Below are 21,399 nucleotides of genomic sequence, written 5' to 3'. Positions count from 1 at the left end.
AAGCGTAATAACGACTTTTTTACTTATATTACTGTAATATAGTGGAATTTGAAAGTGAGGAGGGATTATTATCCATTACCAACCTATTAAACTAAATGACGAGTTATCTAAAATTAACGATTATTGGTATCCACAAGTGATTGGTGAAATGAATGACGATCAAATTCAGCTTTTTAAAGCTAATGGAGATTTTATATGGCATGAGCATCCTAATACAGATAAGCTATTTATTGTGCTTGAAGGGGAGATGTTCATCGATTTTCGTGATGGACAGGTGAAAATTTCTAAAGGCGAGATGTTTATTGTCCCGAGAGGCGTTGAGCATAAACCTTTCACTGAAAAGGAATCCCATATCATGTTGGTAGAGCCTAAAAGGGAAATGGATTGATAATTGTAAAAAGATAAAAAAGGAGCGGAAATCCGTTCCTTTTTTATTTATCTTACTATTTTTAGGAGCTTAGTATGAGTAAGATGTGAATAAAGGATGAATAGCATTTTTATCAATAAAAATTTATCGGATTTTTTGTGGAATATATATGAAACGTTGTATAAAATAATCAAGAAAGCCAAAAATTATAGGGGGAAAGTTGTGAAGAAAAATAAGAGTTTAATAAGTTTTTTAGGAGTGTTTCTTATGTTGTTTTCTTTTTGTTTTCAAGGAAATGTACAGGCAGATGTAAATACTGTTCAATCTGGAAAAATCAAATCAGGAAACGTAACAGTATGGGAAGTTGGAAATGTAGCGAAAGTATTAGCGGATGTGGAGCGCTTAAATTTAAATACAGTAAATGTACCGATTCAAGTAGATATCCCAAATGTGACTTCTACTAACATGGTAATTAATCAAGCGCAAAAGCAACAAGCTATTATTTTAATTCAAGAATTATTAAAGCGTAATATTCAAGTTATAGTGGAACCGTTCCCGTATATTCAGCAGGGGAATGTTGGAGAGACAGAATGGAACCCAAGTAACATTAATGATTTCTTCTGGAATTGGAAGACGGTTATTCTGCAAGATATTTTTAATTCCATTACAAGTAAATACAATGTGTATGGACTAAAGATTGCTTCTAATTTCGTGAATATGGAGTATGCAGAAGGATACTGGAGCGATACAATTGATTTTGTTCGTAATCAGTATAAAGGAAATGTTTTGTATCAAATGAACTGGTGGTTAACAGCAAGCTGGGACCCTTCTTATGAAGCGAAGTTTGAAGAGAAAATCAATCGCCCGTATTTAAAAAAGGTGGATATTGTTAGCATAGACAGTTGGTTTGAAGTTTCAGGAAAAAGAAATCCAACATATGAAGAAGTGAAGCAAAGTTTATTTGCGACAACAGTATATAATCGTGGGCAAAATGTTGTTCAGCAATTGGAACAATTACATAATGCAACAGGAAAGCCAGTTTACTTCGGTGGATTTAACGTTCCAGCACGTGAACTTGGATTACAAAATCCATGGAATCCAGATGTTTCAAATGTGTTTTCGAAGGATGTGCAATTAAATGGATGGCGTGCTTACCGCGATGTATTAGAACCGAAACCATATTTTAAAGGTTTTTCAATTTGGTTTATTGGCTCTAATGATAGTACACATGCGTATCAAATACATAGTAAAGAAGCAGAGGCAGTTATTAACGGGTGGTACAGAAAATAAATTTTATAAAATAGGTAAGTTTTAAAGTTTACTACATATATTTCTAGTGAAAGGCCTTTCACCATCTTATCACCTAGGGGGCAATCATAATGAAATTTTTGTCTTACCTTACAGTAATTTTGGTGATTCTTGGCGGTTTGAATTGGTTATTTGTAGCGTTAGATTACAATGTAGTTGAGAAATGGTTTGGTTCTATGCCGGCGCTTGTGGACACTATTTATTGGCTCATTGGTCTCTCTGCTATTTATCAAATTTTTGATCGGTTCTTTACGAACGATTAGCTATTATTCTTTCATTATTAGAGTGTTAAGTACGATTATGTACTTAACACTTTTTTATATGTCCATAAAAAAGTCTGCACTTGCAAGCGATTCCATCGCGTCTTGCGCCCTAATAATAGAAAACAAATTGACCACATATTATATTTTAGGTTATAATTCAGAAAGTTTAAAAAATAATCCGATGAGAAATAGGGAGGTTATGAGGGTAATGGAGAGAGTCTATAATTTTTCAGCAGGACCATCAATACTCCCTTTGCCAGTTTTAGAGAAAGTGCAAAAGGAGCTATTAAATTATAACGGGACAGGCATGTCTATTATGGAAATGAGTCATCGATCTTCTTATTTTCAAAGTATTATAGAGGAAGCGAGTAACTTACTTCGTGAATTAATGAGCATCCCTGATGAGTATGAAGTTTTATTTTTACAAGGCGGTGCGTCATTACAATTCTCTATGATACCGTTGAACTTAATGAATACGTATAAAAAAGCTGGATACGTACTAACTGGCTCATGGTCTAAAAAGGCATTGCAAGAAGCCGAAAAAGTTGGGGAAGTACAAGTGATTGCTTCTTCCGAGCAAGAGAAGTTTACTACGATTCCTAAACTGGACGGTTTATTAAGTGATGAAAAACTAGATTATGTACATATTACAACGAATAATACAATTGAGGGGACAAAATATGTGGACATTCCACATGTAGAAAAAGTGCCGCTCGTTGCGGATATGTCCTCAAATATTTTATCAGAGCGATATGATGTTTCGAAGTTTGGTCTTATATATGCGGGGGCGCAAAAGAATTTAGGACCTGCGGGCTTAACGATTGCTATTATAAAAAGAGATTTAATTGGGGGAGCAGATGGCTCTTGTCCGACAATGTTAAATTATGAAACTTACAGTAAAAATAACTCCTTATATAATACACCGCCGTCCTTTAGTATTTACGTAACGAAACTTGTACTAGAGTGGTTGAAAGAGCAAGGCGGAGTATCTGCGATTGAAGAACAAAATAGAATGAAATCTTCACTTCTTTATAATTTCTTAGATGAATCAAAATTGTTTACTTCACCAGTTGATCCTACGTATCGATCACTTATGAACATTCCGTTTACAACACCGTCAGAAGAGCTGAACAATGAGTTTTTACAAAAAGCGAAAGAACGAGGACTTGTTACGTTAAAAGGGCATCGATCAGTCGGTGGTATGCGCGCTAGTATTTACAATGCGATGCCAGTACAAGGCGTACAGCAATTAGTAAATTATATGAAGGAATTTGAGCTTGAGAATAGATAGGGAGATGGGGATATGTTTCGTGTTCAAACGTTAAATCAAATTGCAGAAAAAGGTTTGCAAGTTTTTACTGAAGAACGTTATGAAGTAGGAGATAGAATCAATCATCCAGATGGAATTTTGCTTCGTAGCTACTCTTTACATCAAGAAGAGTTTTCAAAAGACTTAAAGGCGATTGCAAGAGCTGGCGCTGGTGTAAATAATATTCCTGTCGAGCGATGTACAGAAAAAGGAATTGTAGTATTTAACACGCCGGGGGCAAATGCAAACGCTGTAAAGGAACTCATTATTGCCAGTCTTATTATGTCTTCACGTAACATTATTAATGGTGTAAGTTGGACGAAAAACTTAGAGGGTGAAGAAGTACCACAGCTTGTTGAATCAGGAAAAAAACAATTTGTTGGATCGGAAATTGCAGGGAAACGTCTAGGTGTTATCGGACTTGGTGCAATCGGTGCTTTAGTTGCGAACGATGCGTTAGCGTTAGGGATGGATGTTATCGGATATGACCCTTACATTTCAGTTGAAACAGCTTGGCGTCTTTCTACACATGTGCAAAGAGCATTTAGCCTTGATGAAATTTTTGCAACGTGTGATTATATTACACTGCATATTCCTCTTACGAATCAAACGAAGGGGATTATTGGGGAACACGCTGTAGAGAAGATGAAAAGAGGGATGCGTCTATTTAATTTCTCTAGAGGAGAACTTGTAGATGAAAAGGTTCTTCAAAAGGCATTAGAAGAAGATATTATTACACATTACGTAACGGACTTCCCAAATGAAAATGTAATAAAGATGAAAAATGTAACAGCGACGCCTCACCTTGGCGCATCTACGTCTGAATCAGAAGAAAATTGTGCAGTAATGGCAGCACGTCAATTACGTGAATATTTAGAGACAGGAAATATTCGTAATTCAGTAAACTATCCAAACGTAGAATTGCCGTATATCGGAAAGAAACGAATTACAATTATGCATCAAAACGTCCCGAATATGGTAGGGCAAATTACAGGATGCTTAGCGGAACATCATATTAATATTGCCGATATGATTAATCGTAGTAAACATTCTTGGGCATACACAATGATTGATATCGATAACGGAATTGATGATATAATAAAAGAGAATATTGTAGAAAATATAAGCAAAATTACAGGTGTTGTAGCCGTTCGAATGATTGTGTAAAGGAGAGAGGAATGTGGCAAAAATACGACCGTTTCGGGCCATTCGTCCAGTAGAGGAAAAAGCGGCACAAGTGGCAGCTTTACCGTATGACGTATTAAATAGTGAAGAGGCAAGGGAAGTTGTAAAAGGGAATCCATATTCTTTCTTGCATGTTGATAAAGCAGAAATTGATTTAGATCCTGAACTGTCACCGTATGATGATCGCGTGTATGAAAAAGCGGGCGACAATTTAAAGCAATTTATACGAGAAGAAGTGTTCATACAAGATGAAGAGCCAGCGCTATATATTTATGAACTGACGATGCAAGGAAGAACGCAGTCAGGTCTTGTTGTTTGTACATCTATTGATGAGTATGAAGATGATACAATTAAAAAACATGAAAGAACACGTCATGAAAAAGAGCTAGATCGTATTCGCCACGTAGATGTGTGTGACGCCAATACAGGTCCGATCTTTTTAACGTACCGTACAAAAGATGAAGTAAAGCATTTAATTAGAAGCTGGAAAGAAGAGCATGCGCCAATTTATACATTTACAGCAGAAGACGGTGTTAAGCATGTTGCGTGGAAGATTGCAGATGAAGATGTAATTACGACTTTAGTAAACGCATTTGAAGATATTCCTAATCTTTATATTGCAGATGGGCATCACCGTTCTGCATCAGCTGCAAAAGTAGGACTTATGCGAAGAGAACAATATCCAAATTACACAGGAGAAGAGGAATTTAATTTCTTCTTATCGGTTCTATTCCCTCATGATGAATTATTGATTTGGGACTATAACCGAGTTGTGAAAGATTTAAATGGCTTATCAGAGGAACAGTTTTTAAATCAAATTACGCAGTACTTTTATGTAGAAGAAGCACCTGTTTCTCCGTATAAACCAAATGGGCCAAAAACATTTGGTATGTATGTAAATGAGAAGTGGTATAAGCTTACTGTGAAAGAAGAAACATTTGATGCGAATGATCTTGTTAGAGGTTTAGATGTATCTATCCTGCAAGATCATTTATTAAGCCAAGTACTTGAAATACATGATCCGCGTTCTGATTCACGTATCGATTTTGTCGGAGGAATCCGCGGATTAGAAGAACTAGAACGCCTTGTGAACAGCGGCGAATACAAAGCAGCATTCGCATTATATCCGACATCTATGGAAGATTTATTAGCAATCGCAGATGCCGGAGAAGTCATGCCACCGAAATCAACGTGGTTTGAACCGAAACTGCGTAGTGGGTTGTTTGTCCATTCTTTAAAATAAATAGACTTCTTTAGTTAGAAAAACCGAAATGATTTTAGTTTCGGTTTTTCTTATTTTGGCTCAGTAAACGTTTAATGTTGATTTTAATGTTAAGATTGAAATATGTAACAACAGGTCGCTACAAAAAATGGAGGAAATACGATGAAAATGCAGCTGCAAAAAAGTTTTTATGTTGAATTGAAAAATGCAATTCGTTGTCATTATAACGAACTTTTAACAAGATGCGGTGTTGACACAATATACGGGTACTCCATATTAACAGACGATTGTGTCAATAGCATTGGACCAGTGGCAAATAAAGAAAGACTAATCAAAGTTAATAAATCGGACCCTTTATACAATTATTATAGATACGGAGCTGTTGAGTGGAGCGAATGGGACGATTTTGGAATGTTTGATGAAGTGAACAAAATTATTAAGAAATATCATAATATCGTCGAAGATGACTTTAACATACGAGTACATACACTGTTGAAAGAAACGTTAAATGTGTTAATGGAACTTGAATCAGAAGGGTTGTTTGGAGATAGAGATGATAATCGATTTATTGTCATTTGTGTAACTGATTCATCGAACGAAATCATGATTGAATCAGCTCGATTGCTTAATACATTAAAGACATACGAAGAATATGCTTCAGAATTTGCATAAGAATGAACATAAGTAAAACTGCGCTCTATAAGAGGCGATTTTCATTTAATAGAAAGTCACCAATTAATAGTAACCATTCGTTGTGACGTAACCATTGAACAATTAGAACCTGATGAAAAAACGTCCAAAGATAATTAAAATGTTTATATGTATGAATCAACTTGGAAAAGAAGTAATGCAGGGGAGCTTTTCAGGCATTATTCTTTGATTGGTAGGAAAAGTAATGAATAAGTGGGCCCCCGCTGCCTCTCAGGCTTAGAGTTTTAATTTCCCTCATAACGAAAATTTGATGTATCGTTGAATACTGATAATAAGACGTTATGTAATATACTCTGTTCTTTTCTTAACTATTAGAAAATAGGTGATGGATAAACTCGTCAACAAAAAGGACATTCCTAGTATTACAAGAAATGTCCTTTCCACTAAATTATAAGGTATTTTGCTGAAATTCAAACTCTAAAATTAGTTTACTAGTTTGACCTGTAAACTGATAATTATAGGATCCTCTCAGGTTTTCTAAGTTACCGGTAGCTTTAATAATTGTTCCTGGGGAATCTAAATTTCCTTTATCAAATATTCCTTGCTCTATAGCTGTAAATGTCCCTTGTTGCCCCTTATAAATTCCTTCAAAGTGTAAAAAACCAGAAATTTTAGCAGTAGCCAAGTGACCATCATTTATATTTGAGTCCAAATAATATAATAAGTATTCAACAAAAGCTTTTCCTTGTAATTCCCCATCGATATCATATTCAACATGAGCAATATTAATAGGGAAATCTTTTTTATTATCATCGATTGGTTTTTCATCCCACTTACTTACTGTAAATGTTACCTCCATACACGTAAATCCCCCTTTATCATTAGATAAGTAATCTCCATATCATTTAAAAAGTACTAATTCACAGTCATATCTTATAGGAGTGTTTTTATTTATTTAAGCTCTGTCATATCGTTATCTTATCTCAGAATCACCTGCGCTTCCCCATGAAGGACTTACTGTCGCCACGATATCTTCTGCTTGTAACCTCTTTGGTTTTATTAACATGTTAACTCCGCTGCTACAGAATGTAATGGACTACGATTATACAAACTGTATTATTGAAAAACATGATGTATGACATTAGTTTCTTCATCATCAATTCGTTTACCTGCTGGGGTTCAAGAATTCAGTCTTAGTGTTGAATATAGGAATAACCAATTTATATTTGAAAATTACAGTATGCAACATTGTATGAGAAAGACGGTTGATATTTTCTGCAATCTGTAACTGTAATGATTATAAGTTGGTCGTATTCAATCCGAAAAATAAAATCATCATGAATGGAGAGGTTATAGCTTTTCCTGAACAAGAAAGCTATCGCCTTTAGGCATGGGAGGAAAGGGAGGTTTGATACGGATTGTCCCTAAAAATCGCAACGTTCGTGGTACTTTAAGTGTCCGAAGTATAGATAGATTCTTCGTTTTTTTTGATTTTTAGGGAATTATTCTTTAATTAGTAGATAGAGAGGTAAAATAAAAATACACCTAATTAATAGGTGTATTTTTTAGACTTGAAAACCACATATGTATTGGAGATTTCTCTTAGTTAGAATGTATCACAATAGAAATCATGTATATACATAATATTTGTTACATCGAATGGTTTCCTTGTAAGTATATGAAAATGGTAATCTAAATAGATTTTAATTTTGTTAACTTACCAACCTGTACTATGTTCAGAATTAGCAGGGGCGCCGCCAGTATTGCCATGAGATTCAACTTTCGGAGCAGGGAAATGTGTATGCCCTTCTTGTTTAGGAGCTCCACCAGTGTCGCCGATGTTTAAAGCAGGAGCGCCGCCAGTATCGTCACGGGAATCTAATTTTGGAGCAGGAGTATCACCAACATTTAAAGCAGGAGCGCCAGTATTACCATGCGCTTCTAACGTAGGAGCAAAGAAGTCAGCGTGACTCTCTTTTTTAGGAGCCATTCCTTCCCCATGAGTATTTGTATAAGAAGGAGCCCAAGTGTCGCCATGTGAATCTAATTTAGAGCTTAGATCAGCATGTGTCTCTAGTTTTGGAGCAGGAACATCGCCATGCTCTGCTTTTACAACGCCCCCATCCCCAATATTTACACCAAAAAGACCAAAGCTAAACACTGATAACCCTACAACAGCTGTACTAATTTTTCTTTTCAATCTATCTCTCTCCTTTTTATTGTTTTATTTCATTTTGTCTAAACGTGGTAGATAAAATGAAATGAATCGTAAAAAAATACAATTATATTACGATATACGAATAATTCTGTGTAATATTTTGTAAAACCTCCTTGAAATTTGAATTTTATGAAAATAAAATTCGACATGGTTCATTTTTCAACTAGTTGAATAGATTTTGATTGAGTTTTTATAAAGCTATTCATTAACCTTAGGACCGAAAGTAGATCTTAATTTCTTTATACCGTGGTCATAAGGTTATTTTAGCTTTGAATTAAATTAAAGCCCTCTTGCTTTATATTTAAAAAGTACAGTATGCATCATTGCATGAGAAAGAGGGTTGCTATTTTTTATATGCTGTAACTATAATAGTTACAGATTGGTCGTATCCAATCAAAAAAAATCATCATGAATGGAGATGTTTCATAATGGGTATGAAAAAAATAATTTTAGCAGGTGCTTTAGGGATCGCAGCATTATCAGGAACAAATGTACCAGGATTAGAACTAACAAAAGCGAGTGCAGCTTCTATTGAATCGAACTTCTCGACGTTAGAAGGACGAGTAGTAGAAGTAGATAACGGTGTAATTGTTGTAAAATCTCAGCAATATGAGGAACCTGTTAGTGTGTATATTGATTCACTTTCAAACGTTAAAGTAGGAGATGAAGTAAAAGCTACTGGATCTATGATGCGTAATTTTACAGAATATATGGTTGCAACTGCAGTTGAAAATACAACAAACAAGTTAGGTATGCATATGAAAGAAGATGGCTCACCTGATTATGTAATTGGAGAAGTAGCAAAAGTAGGAACGATGGAAGATGAGGGAGACGGTGCTACTAAATATGTCGTAGTTGAATATCCATCGCTAAATGGGAAGAAAGATATTATTGATGTTTTCTTAACAAAGGGACAAGTATTTAATACGGGTGAGAAAGTAAAAATTGATATGAAGTATGTAGGCTGGGGCGGAAGTTCTATTAACTGGAACACAGTTGATCATATCGAAAGAGTTCATGAAGCAAAGACGAACACTGAAAATAATGATGATGTATGGATTTGGTCTTAATAAGGCGAGTATAGGTCGTTATTTGCAATTTTCTCCAAACAATACATGTAAAAACTAAATGTATCATGCAGTACCCATCTAATTCTCATTGCGTATGACAATTAGATGGGTACTTTTTTATTTGAAATTTGTGCAAGTCAATGTTCAGCATTTCTTTTTAAGAGTAAATTACGGGTGAAATCAAAACTTTATTTGCAGTACATAATAAATAATGTTGATTTTTTATCCTATATTAAAATAAAAACAAACCACTGTTCGATTTGAATATTCCACGATATAATAGTGAGAGTTTATGGCAGAATAAATATTTACATAAGAAGTGAGGTACTGTATGAAAAAAAGAACGACAGACATTATTTTTATTATTATCGGTGCATTTCTTTTTGCGTTAGGTGTCAATTTATTTGTTATTCCGAACGAGTTTGGTGAGGGCGGGGTAACAGGTATCACGATTATTACGTACTATTTATTTGAGTGGTCACCAGGTTTAGTTAACTTAATTTTAAATGCGATTTTGTTAATAGTCGGTTATAAATTTTTAAATAAGATTACAACGATTTATACGATTATTGCTGTAGTGACCAACTCGCTATTTCTTCATTTAACAGAAGGCTGGACGATTGCTTCTGATGAAATGCTCGTAAATGCCATTTTCGGTGGAATATTTATTGGGTGTGGTATTGGTCTAATCATTCGTGTTGGCGGAACAACTGCAGGTACTACGATTTTAGCAAGAATGACGCATAAGTATTTAGGCTGGAGTATTAGCTATGGTCTACTGTTCTTCGATTTAATCGTTGCGTTTTCATCTTATTTCATCATTGGTGCAGAAAAACTGATGCTGACAATTATTATGTTATATGTAGGAACGAAAGTAATGGAATTTGTAATTGAAGGTTTAAATCCGAAAAAGGCCATCACGATTATTTCTGATAAACCAGATGAAATTGCTGGGAAGGTGACGACTTTAATGGGTAGAGGGGTTACTGTGTATTCAGGTCATGGCTATTACACGAAAACTCCGAAGGAAATTCTTTATGTTGTTATTAATAAGCAAGAAGTAGTGAAGCTAAAGCGGATTGTTCAAACTACAGATCCAGCTGCGTTCATCGCTATACACGATGTTCGTGATGTGTTCGGAGAAGGATTTGTTGATATTTCGAAGGCTTAGAAATTGTTTTTGATTAAAATAATCTTAATACTAAAACGTAAGAATCTATTTTGAATCATCTGTTTTCAAAATAGATTCTTTTTTAATTAAACGCCAGTCACTTTCAGTTCAATCTTTTACGTTCTAAAGAAAACCGCCGATAAAGCGCTCCAGTCTGTTCTTTAATTTTGAAATGTGAGAGTTGAATAACGATGGATTATATGTGATTTTTTAATCTACTCCCCATGAGTTTCGCCATTTGTTTTGCATCTGGATTTTCTTCATCGTACAATTTCTCAATAATGTTAATATAATCCGTCTCATTTCGATTTTGACTTAATTTATATGCAGCCTGGATGTCTCCCACCTTAACCTTAAATCCAACTATACCTTTCAGTTCATTTTCTAAGAGAGTAGGGGAAAGTTTATCCCATAATACTGGATTTTCACGATGCTCTTCATATTTTTTCAGCATTGTTGTTAATTCATCTATTAATTCCTCTTTATCTAAAATACTTGCTTTACCATATATATGGACAGCTTGATAATTCCATGTTGGAACTTCTTCATTTTCATACCAAGAAGAAGAGATATAAGAGTGCGGTCCCTGAAACATTATAAGAACATCCTCACAGGTTTCAAATGTTCTCCACTGGGGGTTCCCATAAGCCATATGTCCAGTAATAAAATAATCATCACCTTGTTTAGTTAACCCAAAAGGCAAATGAGTTGCGATTGGTTTCTCTTTTTTTGTTGTGACGATTGTTCCAAAAGAGTTTTTTTGAACAAAATCCCAAATTTCATCAACATTTGTGACTTTAAAATACTTTGGAATATACATAATAGCCCACCTCTCAAAAAAGTTATATGAGTGTTTTGATCATGATAAGGTCAACTTGTTCGTCATCGCCCATATAAAAGGAGTGAGAGCCAGCTTGTACAAAACCTAAGTTCTTATAAAAAGCAATAGCATTTTCATTTTTTTCCCATACGCCTAGCCAAATATTCTTTTTATTATTTGCTATTGCAATTTCAATAGCATTATTTAGTAGGTGTTTACCAAGACCATGTTTTTGAAAGGAGCTCTTTATATAAATTCTCTCGACTTCAAGTGATTCATCGCCCATTTCTTCAGACTGAGCATCATCAGTATTGATCTTCAGATACCCAGCAATTTCATCGTTGAAGTAGACAAAAAAGAATTGAGAAGAGTTATTGGATAATTCTTTTTCTAATTGCTTTAAGTTAAATGCCTTTTCCAAATAATGATGCATATTTTCGGGTGAATTTTGATGTTTAAAAGTTTCATTAAATGTTTCATAACTAATTTCTTGAAGTTTGTGTATATCTTTAAGGGTGCACTTTTCTATATGTGTAGTCATATTAATAGTTCGCTCCTTTATATAATCAATAATCTCTCTTATTTCCCTTTTTTACAAATTCCCAATCTTTTTCTATATTTTTTCTTACTCTTTGAAGAAGGTTAGAAATAGTTTCCGCTTCTGTTTCCGAAAATCCCTCTAATGCAACAGTATTTGAATAATCGTTTTCTCTTTTAATAAAAGGATAGACGTTTTTCCCTTTTTCTGTTGGGAAAAGTTTTTTGATTTTCTTGTTAGATTCATCTTCTTTCTTTTCGATAAATCCATTGAGTTCAAGCTTTTTGATAGCACGGGCTGCGGTTGTACGATCTACTTTTATCATCTCAGATAGCTTTTCTTGAATGATTCCTGGGTTTTCACATATTCGCACAAGGTACAAATACTGACCTTTTGTAAGCTCATATTCTTTAAATTCTATATTACTAATAGAATCTAATGCCCTTGCAATCATGCCAATTTCACGAAGAATTTCTTTCATAATGAACTCCTTATCTTTTATTTTTATTGCAAATGCAACAATTTGAAGTTACATTTAATATAAAATATTTTTATTGTAAATGCAACAAAAATAACGATGAAGAGGTTGATTAAAATGAAGTATGTTTTTTATGTATTAGGAATTTTAATATTAACCCTTGGTATTTCTTTCACAATACAATCAGATCTTGGAACGTCACCTTTTGATGCGCTTTTAGTAGGACTTTCTTTAAATGTGGGACTTACTGTGGGAAGCTGGGAAATAATAATAGCTTTATTATTAATATGTTGTAACTCAATTTTAAAAAGACATAGACCAGAGATACTAGGGTTGTTAACAGCATTCATAACGGGTATTGGTATTGATGTGTGGCTATTTTTATTACGCAATTTAATTACACCTGAAATATGGTACAGTAAAATGATTTATTTTGGAATCGGATTAGTTATTACAGGATTAGGAACTGCAATATATTTACAAACAAATTTTGCTCCCATTCCAATTGATCGATTAACTTTAATCATACAAGAATTAACTAGAACGAATATCTTTATATCACGAACATGTATTTACCTTATATTCTTAATAATGGCAACGATTTTACATGGACCAATTGGTGTTGGGACTATATTAACTGTTTGTTTAGGTGGGCTATTACTGAATTTCTTTATGCCACTTACTAAAAAAGTAATAGATCACTTATTCGTACACCAGAGTACAACATCACCAAGTTATAAGAGTAATAAAGCAGCTGACCACAATGATAACAAGAGTATCTTCTAAGGAATCCTTTTCTTTTTCTTGCAAAAAATCCAATTGTTTCTTAATGTAGTGATGTAGAAGGATGAACGAGAGAGGGTTTAATGAAGATGATACATATTTTATTAGCTGATGACGATAAACATATTAGAGAGTTATTGCATTATCATTTACAAAAAGAGGGGTTTAAAGTTTTTGAGGCGGAAGATGGAAAGGTAGCGCAAGACGTATTAGAGAAGGAAAACATTCATCTTGCGATTGTAGACATTATGATGCCGTTTGTTGATGGTTATACGTTATGTGAAGAAATTCGGAAGTATCATGATATTCCTGTTATTTTATTAACTGCGAAAGACCAGTTAGTGGATAAAGAAAAAGGATTCATTTCTGGTACAGACGATTATATCGTAAAACCATTTGAGCCAGCTGAAGTCATTTTCCGTATGAAAGCTTTATTACGTCGTTATCAAATGCTGAGTGCAGATATTATTACGTTGCACGGAACGACAATTGATCGAAAAGGTGTGGAAGTAAAGTGTAACGGTCAAACAATTTTGCTTCCTTTAAAGGAATTTGAGCTATTATCACAACTTGCTAGTTATCCTGGAAGAACATTTTCAAGAGAAGAGTTAATTGAACTAGTATGGGGAATGGATTTTGAAGGGGATGAACGAACAGTTGATGTTCATGTGAAAAGGCTCCGAGATCGTTTCTCAAAACGAACGGATGATTTTCAAATTACGACAGTACGCGGACTCGGATATAAGTTGGAGCTGAAATAAAATGAAATCACTATATTCTAGATTTGTATTTATGACGGTCGGTATTATGCTACTTAGTAGTATTATCGGCTTTTTATTAACGAACGTATATTATCAAGTGAAGTTAAAACCGTATAATAGTGAAAAGATTTTAAAGTATGCGGAAGAAGTTAAATCGTTATATGAAAAGCAAAGTGAAGAAAATCAAGAGACGTATTTGCATTCTATTGCAAAGTTAGGGTATGAAATTTATATTGTCGATGATCAAAAGAATGGGAAGCGTATCGGTAATGCGTTTCGTAAGACGTCTATTAGCGATGCTACTGTTCATAAAGTATTGCAAGGAGAAACGTTTAATGGTGTTTCTACGTATCCAACGCGTCTCTTTATTACCGGTTTTTTCGATAATGAATTAATAAATAGTGTCGGTGTACCAGTGCAACACGGTGATAAACAGTACGCTTTATTTATTCGTCCCGACATTCAGAACCAATTTGGCGAGATGCGAATTTTCTTAGCGGTATTACTTGGGTTTATCGTACTATTAAGCATTATCTTTATAGTGATTGCAGCAGGTTACATCGTTCGCCCAATTCGTAAATTTACGAAGGCTACGCAAAAAATTGCGAGTGGGGAATATGAAATTGAATTAGATGTAAAACGAAAAGATGAAATAGGAACGTTATCTACAAGCTTCCAAAAGATGACGAAGAGTATTAAAGAACTAGATGAAATGAGACAAGAATTTGTTTCGAACGTTTCACATGAATTCCAGTCGCCGCTTTCTTCCATACAAGGTTTTTCAAAAACGTTGCAAACAGAAAAGATGAGTGAGGAAGAAAGAAATCATTACTTACAAATTATTGAAGGCGAAAGTAAGCGAATGTCTAGTTTATGTAAACAGTTACTTACGCTCGCTTCATTAGATAAAGAGGAAAAGGTTCTACAAATAAGAGAATTCAATCTGCAGAAGCAAATTAAAGACGTCATTTTTATGCTTGAGTGGAAATGGCGCGAGAAAGATATTGCCGTTGAATTTGATGTGCCAGATATCACTATAAAAGGTGATGAAAACTTACTTCATCAAGTATGGAGTAACATTTTCACGAATAGCATCAAGTTTTCAAACGATGGTGGAACGATTGAGTTTTTTGTCGAAGAGTTAGAGTCTAGTGTCATTATCTCTATATCGGATAACGGAATTGGTATGGAAAAAGAAGAAATGGATCGTATTTTTGATCGTTTTTACAAAGTAGATACAGCAAGGGCAAGAAACGTAGAAGGTAGCGGTTTAGGATTATCAATCGTGCAGAAGATTGTTGAACTGCATAACGGAAACGTTTCGGTGTATAGTACGAAGGGGGAAGGGACGACCGTTCGGGTTGAGCTTCCTAAATAGATGAAAGAGGCTGTTTCGGAACGGCCTCTTTTTTGTTCGTTAGTCTATGTGTAAAGTGAAAAAATATGAGTCATTTTAATTGCATAATCGGATGAGTTTATGGAGTGGGATTAGGAGGAAGTTTATTTAAAAATGTAGAACCTCTACAGAGTTAGAGGGAGTGTATTAAAACTTGAACTGTGTAGGGAGGAAATTACTTTGAAACGAATTGACTTGTTATTAAACGTACTAGATTCAACATTCGACAAAGAGAGTTGGTATGCACCGTTTAAACATGCTATAGAAGGACTTACAGCTGAACAGGCTATGTGGAAACCAGCTGGAGAGACAACGAATACCATTTGGGAGAATGTTAATCATCTCACTTATTACAAAGAAAGACTTGCTGCAAACTTGGAAGGACGTGAATGGACACATAATCTTGACGGTAATGACACCTTTTATCTTACTAAGCAATCTAATAATGATACGGAATGGAAGGAAGTCGTTGAACGCTCTGAAAATGCTCAGCGTAATTTAAGACAGGTATTAAGTGCAATTTCTGAAAGAGAGCTTGAACAAAATTCACTTGAAGGTAAATTACTGGACATCATGCTTCATGATGCTTATCATACAGGCCAAATTATTCAATTAAGGAAAATGCAGGGGGCATGGCCATCAAAGCGTTAACGGAACCTTTTAGTTGGTGCTATTGTTGAATAAATTTTAGATATTCAAACGACTTCATTGTTATATTTTTAGTGAAGTATTTTACATCCAAAATGAAATAATTATATTTTTAACCCCGTCCCCAATTTAGAACGGGGTTATGTTTGTTCTGTTATAAAGCCGCACCTTTCCCGCACTCTTCTTTAAACCGAAGCTCAAAAGTATCCGCTGTAATTTCATCAGCTTTTGGAAAAGCCCGTAATTTCGGATGAAGTAGCCATACGAGGGAAATGAATAAAATCCCGATGCTAGCAAGCGCGAAAATGAGTTGGCTACTATATACATTCGCAGTGTATCCGCCAATTAAAGAGCCGAGTGGCATAGCAATTGTGCCCATGCTTCGTGTGACTGAATTGATACGCCCAAGATATTGGTTTGGAATTACAATTTGACCAATAGTCGCAAATAATATGTTGTTCGCACCAATTGGTATCCAAGCTAAGCCGAATAAAAAAATGGATAACCATTGAAACGGTACAACTGTAGAGAGAAACCAAAAGAAAGCGCCAGTCGCAAAGCTAATAATGGAGACACGGCCAACATTATGTTTACCAACCCATGAACTGAATAGTGCTCCAATTAAACAACCGGCGGATATAGCGGCTAAAAAGAAACCATATAATTTTACACCGCCTAAAGAATCAGCGAAAGAAGGGAGTATTGCCATCGTCATACCGATTGAAAAATTAGCGACTACTGAACCGATTAAGAATACGCCCATTAATGAACGAAAGACGATCGAAAAACCTTCTTTTAAATCAGTGAAATATTGTTTAGTTGATAGCGATGTATTGGTTTCTGTTTGCTTTGGCATTTTTAGTGAAAAGAACAAAAGGGCAGTAATCGCGAATGTAAAAGAGTCGATTACATATAAAGTAATTGCGCCAAATAGTGCTACTAATATTCCAGAAAGAGTCGTACAAATTAAATCAATGCCTTGATATGCAAATGAAAAGAGTGAGTTTCCTTTTAATAATTGTGTTTTATGCAGTAGAAGTGGTAAAGCTTTCGATTGTGCGGGATAGGCGAATTGTTCGATAAAAGCTACGATGGGCATGATGATGAGTAGTAGGTGGACTGTTAGTAGGTCGAAGTAGTGTGTAATTGGAATGATTAAAATAAGAATGCATTGCAAAACTTGTGTGATGACGAGGGTGTTTTTTATTGACCATCTATCGACGAATGGACCAGTAAGAAATTGTAATGCAGAAGGTAATAACGTAAGGAAACCAGCCAATCCAGAATAAAAAGGATTACCACTTAATTTGTATACGAGCCACATTGCTGCTACATAATACAAGCTATCTCCTATGTTTGTAAAAATTCTCCCTAAAAATAATAAGAGGAAATTCCGGTTTTTTAATATGTCCACTTTATCTACTCCTTTATAATAATTTTATTCGGTAAAATAAAATTGACCGTCTCGGTAAAAAAAATCGTATTACGATTTTTCTTCTTTTTTAATAAATTGCTGCATTGTTCTCTCAGCGATTTGAAGTGCAGTAGTAGAAATATAATAAGGTTTGCTATTCGGATCTTTATCTGCACCTTTTGTGATTTCGTTTAATTCAGCCATTAATTCATAAAACTTTTTCACCCACACTTGAAATTGTTCTGGCGTAGCATCAAATTCCCAGCAGGATGAAACGTAATTCCACTTAGCTGGATCTTCACTTGCATTTTGTAATGTAAAAGCTTCTTCTGGTGCAGCGAGAATTTGGCTTTTCGTTCTTTCTATCATTTGTAAAAAGATTTGGCGACCTGATTCGCTTACTATCTCTAAATGAGGTAATAGATCTGTAGCAGGGGTGAAGCCTTTCGCGACAGATTGATAAAACTTTTGAATAATCCCATTCTTTTCCTCTGTATAAACGATCTCTATAAGACCATTCTTTTCTAATTCTTTTAAATGATAATGAATTTTCGCCCTTGAAATGCCGAATTTCTCAGATAGTAATTGTCCAGTATAAGGACGTTCGCATAGACGTATCATCATTTCGGCACGTAGTGGATCGCTTAATGCTTTTAGTTGGCTATAAGTAGTTAGTGTTAATACGGGCTTCAAAATGATCAACTCCTTAAATGAAATTACTCGGTCAATATTATTTGACTGAATTGTATCAAGGATTTCAATTATTTTCAATACTTTCTGAAAATTAAATCTTACCCTCTGTAATCTTCTGTTCATATTCCGTTCATATTTCTTTTTTATGATAAGTGCATAGAAAGAAAGAGGAAGGAGCGAGCGAAATGTTTTTAGCTCTGCGTGAATTAAAACAATCAAAATTACGATACGGATTAATCGGATTGATTATGGTGTTATTATCATTTTTAGTCCTTGTTATTTCAGGATTAGCAAATGGATTATCATATGATAATGCTTCATCGATTCAAAATATGGAGGCAAATAAGTTCGTTTTAGCAGATGATGCGGAAAATAAATTACTTCGTTCACAAATTAAGAAAGACGATGTAGATAACGTAGTAAATCAAGTAGGTGACAAAGAGGCAGTTCCGTTTCGTGTGAAAGTTTCAACATATGAAAAGAAAGATAGTTCGAAAAAGGTTGATATCGCTATTTTCTCAAGCGAACGAGATTCATTTTTAGAACCGAACATTGTAAAAGGTGAGAAATTAGGTACAGCAAACAACGAGATGGTTGCTGACGAATCAATTACAGAAAAAGGAATTGATATTGGAGATACAATTATCGATCCTGTTTCAAAGAAAGAATTTACAATCGTTGGATTTACGAAAGATCAAATGTTTAGCCATACACCAGTCGTTTATGTAAATGAAGACGTATGGGGATCTATTTCACAACCAAATCAAAAAGATTATAGTGCAATTGCACTTAACACAGATAAAGAGATTAAAAATGCACACGTAATTGACAAAAAAGAAGTGCTACAAAGTATTCCAGGATTTAAAGAAGAACAAGGAACATTAACGATGATCATTGCGTTCTTACTTGTTATCGCTGCATTACTAATCGGTGTATTCTTCTACGTTATTACACTGCAAAAAACACAGCAATTAGGTGTATTAAAAGCAATCGGTACAAAGAACTCGTATTTAGCAAATAGCTTAGTCGTACAGGCGTTATTCTTATCAGTCGTTGCGATGGTAATTAGTATCGTTCTTGTACAAGGGTTAGAACAAATTTTACCAGCGGGTATGCCGTTCTTATTAACAACACCGATGATTGCACAATACGCAGCAATCTTTATCGTAATTAGTATTTTAGGAACACTTATTTCGTTATACCAAGTATTAAAAGTTGATGCATTAGAAGCAATTGGAGGCGGGATGTAATGACTTCATTATTAAAATTAGACAAAGTAAGTAAAGTGTACGGAGAAGGGAATACGGAAGTAACAGCCCTTCATCCGATATCGCTTGATGTGAAAGCCGGAGAATTTATCGGAATCGTCGGTCCTTCTGGATCAGGGAAAAGTACGTTATTATCAATCGCGGGTGCATTATTATCACCATCAAAAGGGGATATTTACATTCGTGAGCAAAATATTACACAGTTATCAGAAAAGGAAATGACAGACATTCGTTTGAAAAAAATCGGCTTCATTTTCCAGTTTGCAAACCTTGTTCCATATTTAAATGTGAAAGAACAGTTACTTTACATTGCAAAGCTAAAAAAAGAAAGTAAACAAGAATCCGAAAAGCGTGCAGATCATTTATTAGCGGCATTTGGATTAGGAGAAAGAAAGAATCATTATCCAAATCAACTATCTGGCGGGGAAAAACAAAGGGTAGCAATCGCTCGTGCGTTCATGAACAACCCAGATTTAATATTAGCGGATGAGCCAACGGCAAGCTTAGACTCAAAACGCGCACGTGAAGTTGTTGAAATGATGAAACGCGAAGTGAAAGAGAGCCAAAAAGCAGCAATTATGATTACACATGATGAAAGAATGCTTGATGTATGTGATCGTATATTGACGCTTCGAGATGGACAGTTAATATAAAGAAAAAGGCCAACCGTATATGCGGTTGGCCTTTGTATCATTGTTTTTAATAAGTATAATGGCTTTATTTTGAGAATAACGTTTTAATTTTATTGCGTGTTATTAATAAAATCCCGCCTAATACAGATAGCATTCCTAGAGCCATATTGTTTGATTGCTCGCTACCAGCGTTAGGAAGTTCTTTAGCGTTATTGTTTTTAGTACTATTATCTGCTTGCGTTTGTTTAGACTGTGACACTTCATTAATCTTGTTATCAACATTTTGCTTCGTTGTATGTAACTCAGCTAATTTGTCGTCAATTTTTTTCTCAGTATGCTTAAAGTCGTTGATTTTAATATCTAAGTCTTGTTTTTTCTTTGTTAAATCGTCTGAAACAGTTTGTTTCGATTGTTTAATTTCGTTAATTTTATTTAGTAAATCTTCTCTAGCCTTTTGTAATTCAGCTAGTTTGTTTTTTACATCTTGTTTAGCTAGTTCTAAGTTAGCGGAAAGACTGTCTAAATTGCCTTTAATTTTCTTAAGTTCCTCTAACGTATTACCAGTATTCGGCTTGTTTTCTTTTAGTTCAGCGAGTTTGTCCTCAGCAGTTTGTTTCGCTTTTTTTAACTCAGCTAATTTTTCATCTACTTGTTTTTTAACTTCCTTAAGTTCATTAACCTTTTGATCAATGTTCTCTTTATGTTGCTTCATTTCATTCACTTTTTCATCGACATTTTGTTTATGTTCTTTAATCTCATTCACTTTGTTATCGATATTTTGCTTATGCTCTTTTACTTCAGCAACTTTATCTTCTACTTGTTTTTTATGCTCTTTAATTTCAGCGATTTTATCTTCGGCGATTTGCTTGTCTTGCTGAAGTTTTGCATCTAACTCTTGTTTATGTTGTTTAATCTCGTTAATTTTTTCATCAGCAACTTGTTTACGTTCATGTAGTTCATTCACCTTCGTATCAACATTTTCCTTAACCTTGTTAAGTTCATTCAATGTTTGATCCACGTTTTCTTTGTGTTGCTGCAATTTCGCATCTAACTCTTGTTTATGTTGCTTAATTTCAGCTAATCGATCTCCCGTACTTTGCTGAGGAGTAGCATCATTTACTTCCGCATGAGCAGGGTTCGCGCCAGCAATCATTGCTAAAGCTAGTGTAGACGCAGCGATTGTTTGTTTTGTTTTCATATTTTT

At 34.6% G+C, this 21,399-nt stretch carries 23 protein-coding genes; 15 read left to right on the top strand and 8 right to left on the bottom strand.

What is annotated here, in order from left to right; genetic code table 11:
* Positions 1-148 precede the first annotated feature (148 nt).
* The 7 genes from MKY21_RS16190 (at position 149) to MKY21_RS16160 (ending at position 6,326) form a co-directional block, all read left to right on the top strand.
* Positions 149-388 carry a cupin domain-containing protein gene (locus MKY21_RS16190; protein ID WP_000997182.1) on the top strand — a complete coding sequence of 80 codons (240 nt, stop codon included), beginning with the start codon at positions 149-151 and terminating at the stop codon, positions 386-388.
* Between the two features lie 201 nt (positions 389-589).
* Positions 590-1,657 carry a glycoside hydrolase family 113 gene (locus MKY21_RS16185; RefSeq protein ID WP_048657067.1) on the top strand — a complete coding sequence of 356 codons (1,068 nt, stop codon included), beginning with the start codon at positions 590-592 and terminating at the stop codon, positions 1,655-1,657.
* An 89-nt stretch (positions 1,658-1,746) separates the two neighbouring features.
* Positions 1,747-1,938 (top strand): DUF378 domain-containing protein, encoded by a 192-nt coding sequence (locus MKY21_RS16180; RefSeq protein ID WP_000670804.1) that lies wholly within the window; start codon positions 1,747-1,749, stop codon positions 1,936-1,938.
* A 208-nt stretch (positions 1,939-2,146) separates the two neighbouring features.
* Complete coding sequence (gene serC / locus MKY21_RS16175; RefSeq protein ID WP_341076845.1) at positions 2,147-3,229, top strand: 3-phosphoserine/phosphohydroxythreonine transaminase; 1,083 nt, start codon at positions 2,147-2,149, stop codon at positions 3,227-3,229.
* A 12-nt stretch (positions 3,230-3,241) separates the two neighbouring features.
* A complete protein-coding gene (locus MKY21_RS16170; protein ID WP_000490228.1) occupies positions 3,242-4,414 on the top strand; it encodes a 3-phosphoglycerate dehydrogenase family protein in 1,173 nt (390 codons plus the stop codon).
* 13 nt (positions 4,415-4,427) lie between these two features.
* Complete coding sequence (locus MKY21_RS16165; protein ID WP_341076843.1) at positions 4,428-5,675, top strand: DUF1015 domain-containing protein; 1,248 nt, start codon at positions 4,428-4,430, stop codon at positions 5,673-5,675.
* Between the two features lie 141 nt (positions 5,676-5,816).
* Positions 5,817-6,326 (top strand): DUF4303 domain-containing protein, encoded by a 510-nt coding sequence (locus MKY21_RS16160; protein ID WP_000783832.1) that lies wholly within the window; start codon positions 5,817-5,819, stop codon positions 6,324-6,326.
* A 427-nt stretch (positions 6,327-6,753) separates the two neighbouring features.
* Here the strand turns inward: MKY21_RS16160 and MKY21_RS16155 are convergent, their stop codons facing one another.
* Both MKY21_RS16155 and MKY21_RS16150 read right to left on the bottom strand, forming a co-directional pair.
* Entirely contained in the window at positions 6,754-7,164 is a 411-nt protein-coding gene (locus MKY21_RS16155; RefSeq protein WP_000454094.1) for a DUF3224 domain-containing protein, read from the bottom strand.
* Positions 7,165-8,022: 858 nt separating this feature from the next.
* Entirely contained in the window at positions 8,023-8,505 is a 483-nt protein-coding gene (locus tag MKY21_RS16150) for a hypothetical protein (protein WP_000823365.1), read from the bottom strand.
* Between the two features lie 446 nt (positions 8,506-8,951).
* Between MKY21_RS16150 and MKY21_RS16145 the strand changes: the two genes are divergently transcribed.
* A complete protein-coding gene (locus MKY21_RS16145; RefSeq protein WP_000525489.1) occupies positions 8,952-9,593 on the top strand; it encodes a F0F1 ATP synthase subunit alpha in 642 nt (213 codons plus the stop codon).
* A gap of 331 nt (positions 9,594-9,924) precedes the next feature.
* The gene (locus MKY21_RS16140) at positions 9,925-10,764 is read left to right on the top strand and encodes a YitT family protein (RefSeq protein WP_000747497.1); all 840 of its coding nucleotides are present in this window, start codon (positions 9,925-9,927) and stop codon (positions 10,762-10,764) included.
* Positions 10,765-10,960: 196 nt separating this feature from the next.
* Here MKY21_RS16140 and paiB read toward each other — a convergent pair whose 3' ends face one another.
* Genes paiB through MKY21_RS16125 form a run of 3 tightly spaced genes read right to left on the bottom strand, consistent with a single transcriptional unit; the run spans position 10,961 to position 12,603 of the window.
* Positions 10,961-11,584: a protease synthase/sporulation negative transcriptional regulator PaiB gene (gene paiB / locus MKY21_RS16135; RefSeq protein ID WP_000275824.1), complete on the bottom strand. Its 624-nt coding sequence runs from the start codon at positions 11,582-11,584 to the stop codon at positions 10,961-10,963.
* Positions 11,585-11,606: 22 nt separating this feature from the next.
* Positions 11,607-12,125 (bottom strand): GNAT family N-acetyltransferase, encoded by a 519-nt coding sequence (locus MKY21_RS16130; RefSeq protein ID WP_000207064.1) that lies wholly within the window; start codon positions 12,123-12,125, stop codon positions 11,607-11,609.
* A gap of 25 nt (positions 12,126-12,150) precedes the next feature.
* A complete protein-coding gene (locus MKY21_RS16125; protein WP_000658990.1) occupies positions 12,151-12,603 on the bottom strand; it encodes a MarR family winged helix-turn-helix transcriptional regulator in 453 nt (150 codons plus the stop codon).
* A gap of 114 nt (positions 12,604-12,717) precedes the next feature.
* Here MKY21_RS16125 and MKY21_RS16120 point away from each other — a divergent pair, with 114 nt between their 5' ends.
* The 4 genes from MKY21_RS16120 to MKY21_RS16105 all read left to right on the top strand — a co-directional run bounded on the left by MKY21_RS16120 (position 12,718) and on the right by MKY21_RS16105 (position 16,191).
* On the top strand, positions 12,718-13,386 hold the full coding sequence (locus MKY21_RS16120) for a YczE/YyaS/YitT family protein (protein ID WP_000878277.1): 669 nt from the start codon (positions 12,718-12,720) through the stop codon (positions 13,384-13,386).
* Between the two features lie 80 nt (positions 13,387-13,466).
* On the top strand, positions 13,467-14,144 hold the full coding sequence (locus MKY21_RS16115) for a response regulator transcription factor (RefSeq protein ID WP_000781961.1): 678 nt from the start codon (positions 13,467-13,469) through the stop codon (positions 14,142-14,144).
* A gap of 1 nt (position 14,145) precedes the next feature.
* Complete coding sequence (locus MKY21_RS16110; RefSeq protein ID WP_044307396.1) at positions 14,146-15,522, top strand: sensor histidine kinase; 1,377 nt, start codon at positions 14,146-14,148, stop codon at positions 15,520-15,522.
* 198 nt (positions 15,523-15,720) lie between these two features.
* Positions 15,721-16,191 (top strand): DinB family protein, encoded by a 471-nt coding sequence (locus tag MKY21_RS16105; RefSeq protein WP_000821001.1) that lies wholly within the window; start codon positions 15,721-15,723, stop codon positions 16,189-16,191.
* Between the two features lie 151 nt (positions 16,192-16,342).
* On the opposite strand, the gene MKY21_RS16100 is transcribed toward MKY21_RS16105, so the two are convergent.
* Positions 16,343-17,602 carry an MFS transporter gene (locus tag MKY21_RS16100; protein WP_000353363.1) on the bottom strand — a complete coding sequence of 420 codons (1,260 nt, stop codon included), beginning with the start codon at positions 17,600-17,602 and terminating at the stop codon, positions 16,343-16,345.
* 69 nt (positions 17,603-17,671) lie between these two features.
* The gene (locus MKY21_RS16095) at positions 17,672-18,295 is read right to left on the bottom strand and encodes an ArsR/SmtB family transcription factor (RefSeq protein WP_000805789.1); all 624 of its coding nucleotides are present in this window, start codon (positions 18,293-18,295) and stop codon (positions 17,672-17,674) included.
* Positions 18,296-18,480: 185 nt separating this feature from the next.
* Here MKY21_RS16095 and MKY21_RS16090 point away from each other — a divergent pair, with 185 nt between their 5' ends.
* Positions 18,481-19,545 (top strand): ABC transporter permease, encoded by a 1,065-nt coding sequence (locus MKY21_RS16090; protein WP_000477745.1) that lies wholly within the window; start codon positions 18,481-18,483, stop codon positions 19,543-19,545.
* Positions 19,545-20,216, top strand: a complete 672-nt coding sequence (locus MKY21_RS16085) for an ABC transporter ATP-binding protein (RefSeq protein ID WP_000202597.1) — start codon at positions 19,545-19,547, stop codon at positions 20,214-20,216. Before MKY21_RS16090 ends, MKY21_RS16085 begins: the two co-directional genes overlap by 1 nt.
* A gap of 64 nt (positions 20,217-20,280) precedes the next feature.
* Here MKY21_RS16085 and MKY21_RS16080 read toward each other — a convergent pair whose 3' ends face one another.
* Complete coding sequence (locus MKY21_RS16080; RefSeq protein WP_000850996.1) at positions 20,281-21,393, bottom strand: LPXTG cell wall anchor domain-containing protein; 1,113 nt, start codon at positions 21,391-21,393, stop codon at positions 20,281-20,283.
* Positions 21,394-21,399: the final 6 nt, after the last annotated feature.

Origin of the sequence: Bacillus sp. FSL R9-9497 (genome assembly GCF_038005805.1) — a bacterium.
Classification (GTDB): Bacteria; Bacillota; Bacilli; order Bacillales; family Bacillaceae_G; genus Bacillus_A; species Bacillus_A cereus.
Note: the sequence above shows the minus strand (reverse complement) of the source record. Positions and strands in the feature narration are given on the sequence as shown.

Coding starts and splice junctions, on each gene's coding strand:
- MKY21_RS16085 (WP_000202597.1), top strand. CDS start 19,545: ATGACTTCATTATTAAAATTAGACAAAGTAAGTAAAGTGTACGGAGAA.
- MKY21_RS16130 (WP_000207064.1), bottom strand. CDS start 12,125: ATGACTACACATATAGAAAAGTGCACCCTTAAAGATATACACAAACTT.
- MKY21_RS16140 (WP_000747497.1), top strand. CDS start 9,925: ATGAAAAAAAGAACGACAGACATTATTTTTATTATTATCGGTGCATTT.
- MKY21_RS16090 (WP_000477745.1), top strand. CDS start 18,481: ATGTTTTTAGCTCTGCGTGAATTAAAACAATCAAAATTACGATACGGA.
- MKY21_RS16190 (WP_000997182.1), top strand. CDS start 149: ATGAATGACGATCAAATTCAGCTTTTTAAAGCTAATGGAGATTTTATA.
- serC (WP_341076845.1), top strand. CDS start 2,147: ATGGAGAGAGTCTATAATTTTTCAGCAGGACCATCAATACTCCCTTTG.
- MKY21_RS16125 (WP_000658990.1), bottom strand. CDS start 12,603: ATGAAAGAAATTCTTCGTGAAATTGGCATGATTGCAAGGGCATTAGAT.
- MKY21_RS16180 (WP_000670804.1), top strand. CDS start 1,747: ATGAAATTTTTGTCTTACCTTACAGTAATTTTGGTGATTCTTGGCGGT.
- MKY21_RS16115 (WP_000781961.1), top strand. CDS start 13,467: ATGAAGATGATACATATTTTATTAGCTGATGACGATAAACATATTAGA.
- MKY21_RS16155 (WP_000454094.1), bottom strand. CDS start 7,164: ATGGAGGTAACATTTACAGTAAGTAAGTGGGATGAAAAACCAATCGAT.
- MKY21_RS16080 (WP_000850996.1), bottom strand. CDS start 21,393: ATGAAAACAAAACAAACAATCGCTGCGTCTACACTAGCTTTAGCAATG.
- MKY21_RS16170 (WP_000490228.1), top strand. CDS start 3,242: ATGTTTCGTGTTCAAACGTTAAATCAAATTGCAGAAAAAGGTTTGCAA.
- MKY21_RS16120 (WP_000878277.1), top strand. CDS start 12,718: ATGAAGTATGTTTTTTATGTATTAGGAATTTTAATATTAACCCTTGGT.
- MKY21_RS16110 (WP_044307396.1), top strand. CDS start 14,146: ATGAAATCACTATATTCTAGATTTGTATTTATGACGGTCGGTATTATG.
- MKY21_RS16145 (WP_000525489.1), top strand. CDS start 8,952: ATGGGTATGAAAAAAATAATTTTAGCAGGTGCTTTAGGGATCGCAGCA.
- paiB (WP_000275824.1), bottom strand. CDS start 11,584: ATGTATATTCCAAAGTATTTTAAAGTCACAAATGTTGATGAAATTTGG.
- MKY21_RS16160 (WP_000783832.1), top strand. CDS start 5,817: ATGAAAATGCAGCTGCAAAAAAGTTTTTATGTTGAATTGAAAAATGCA.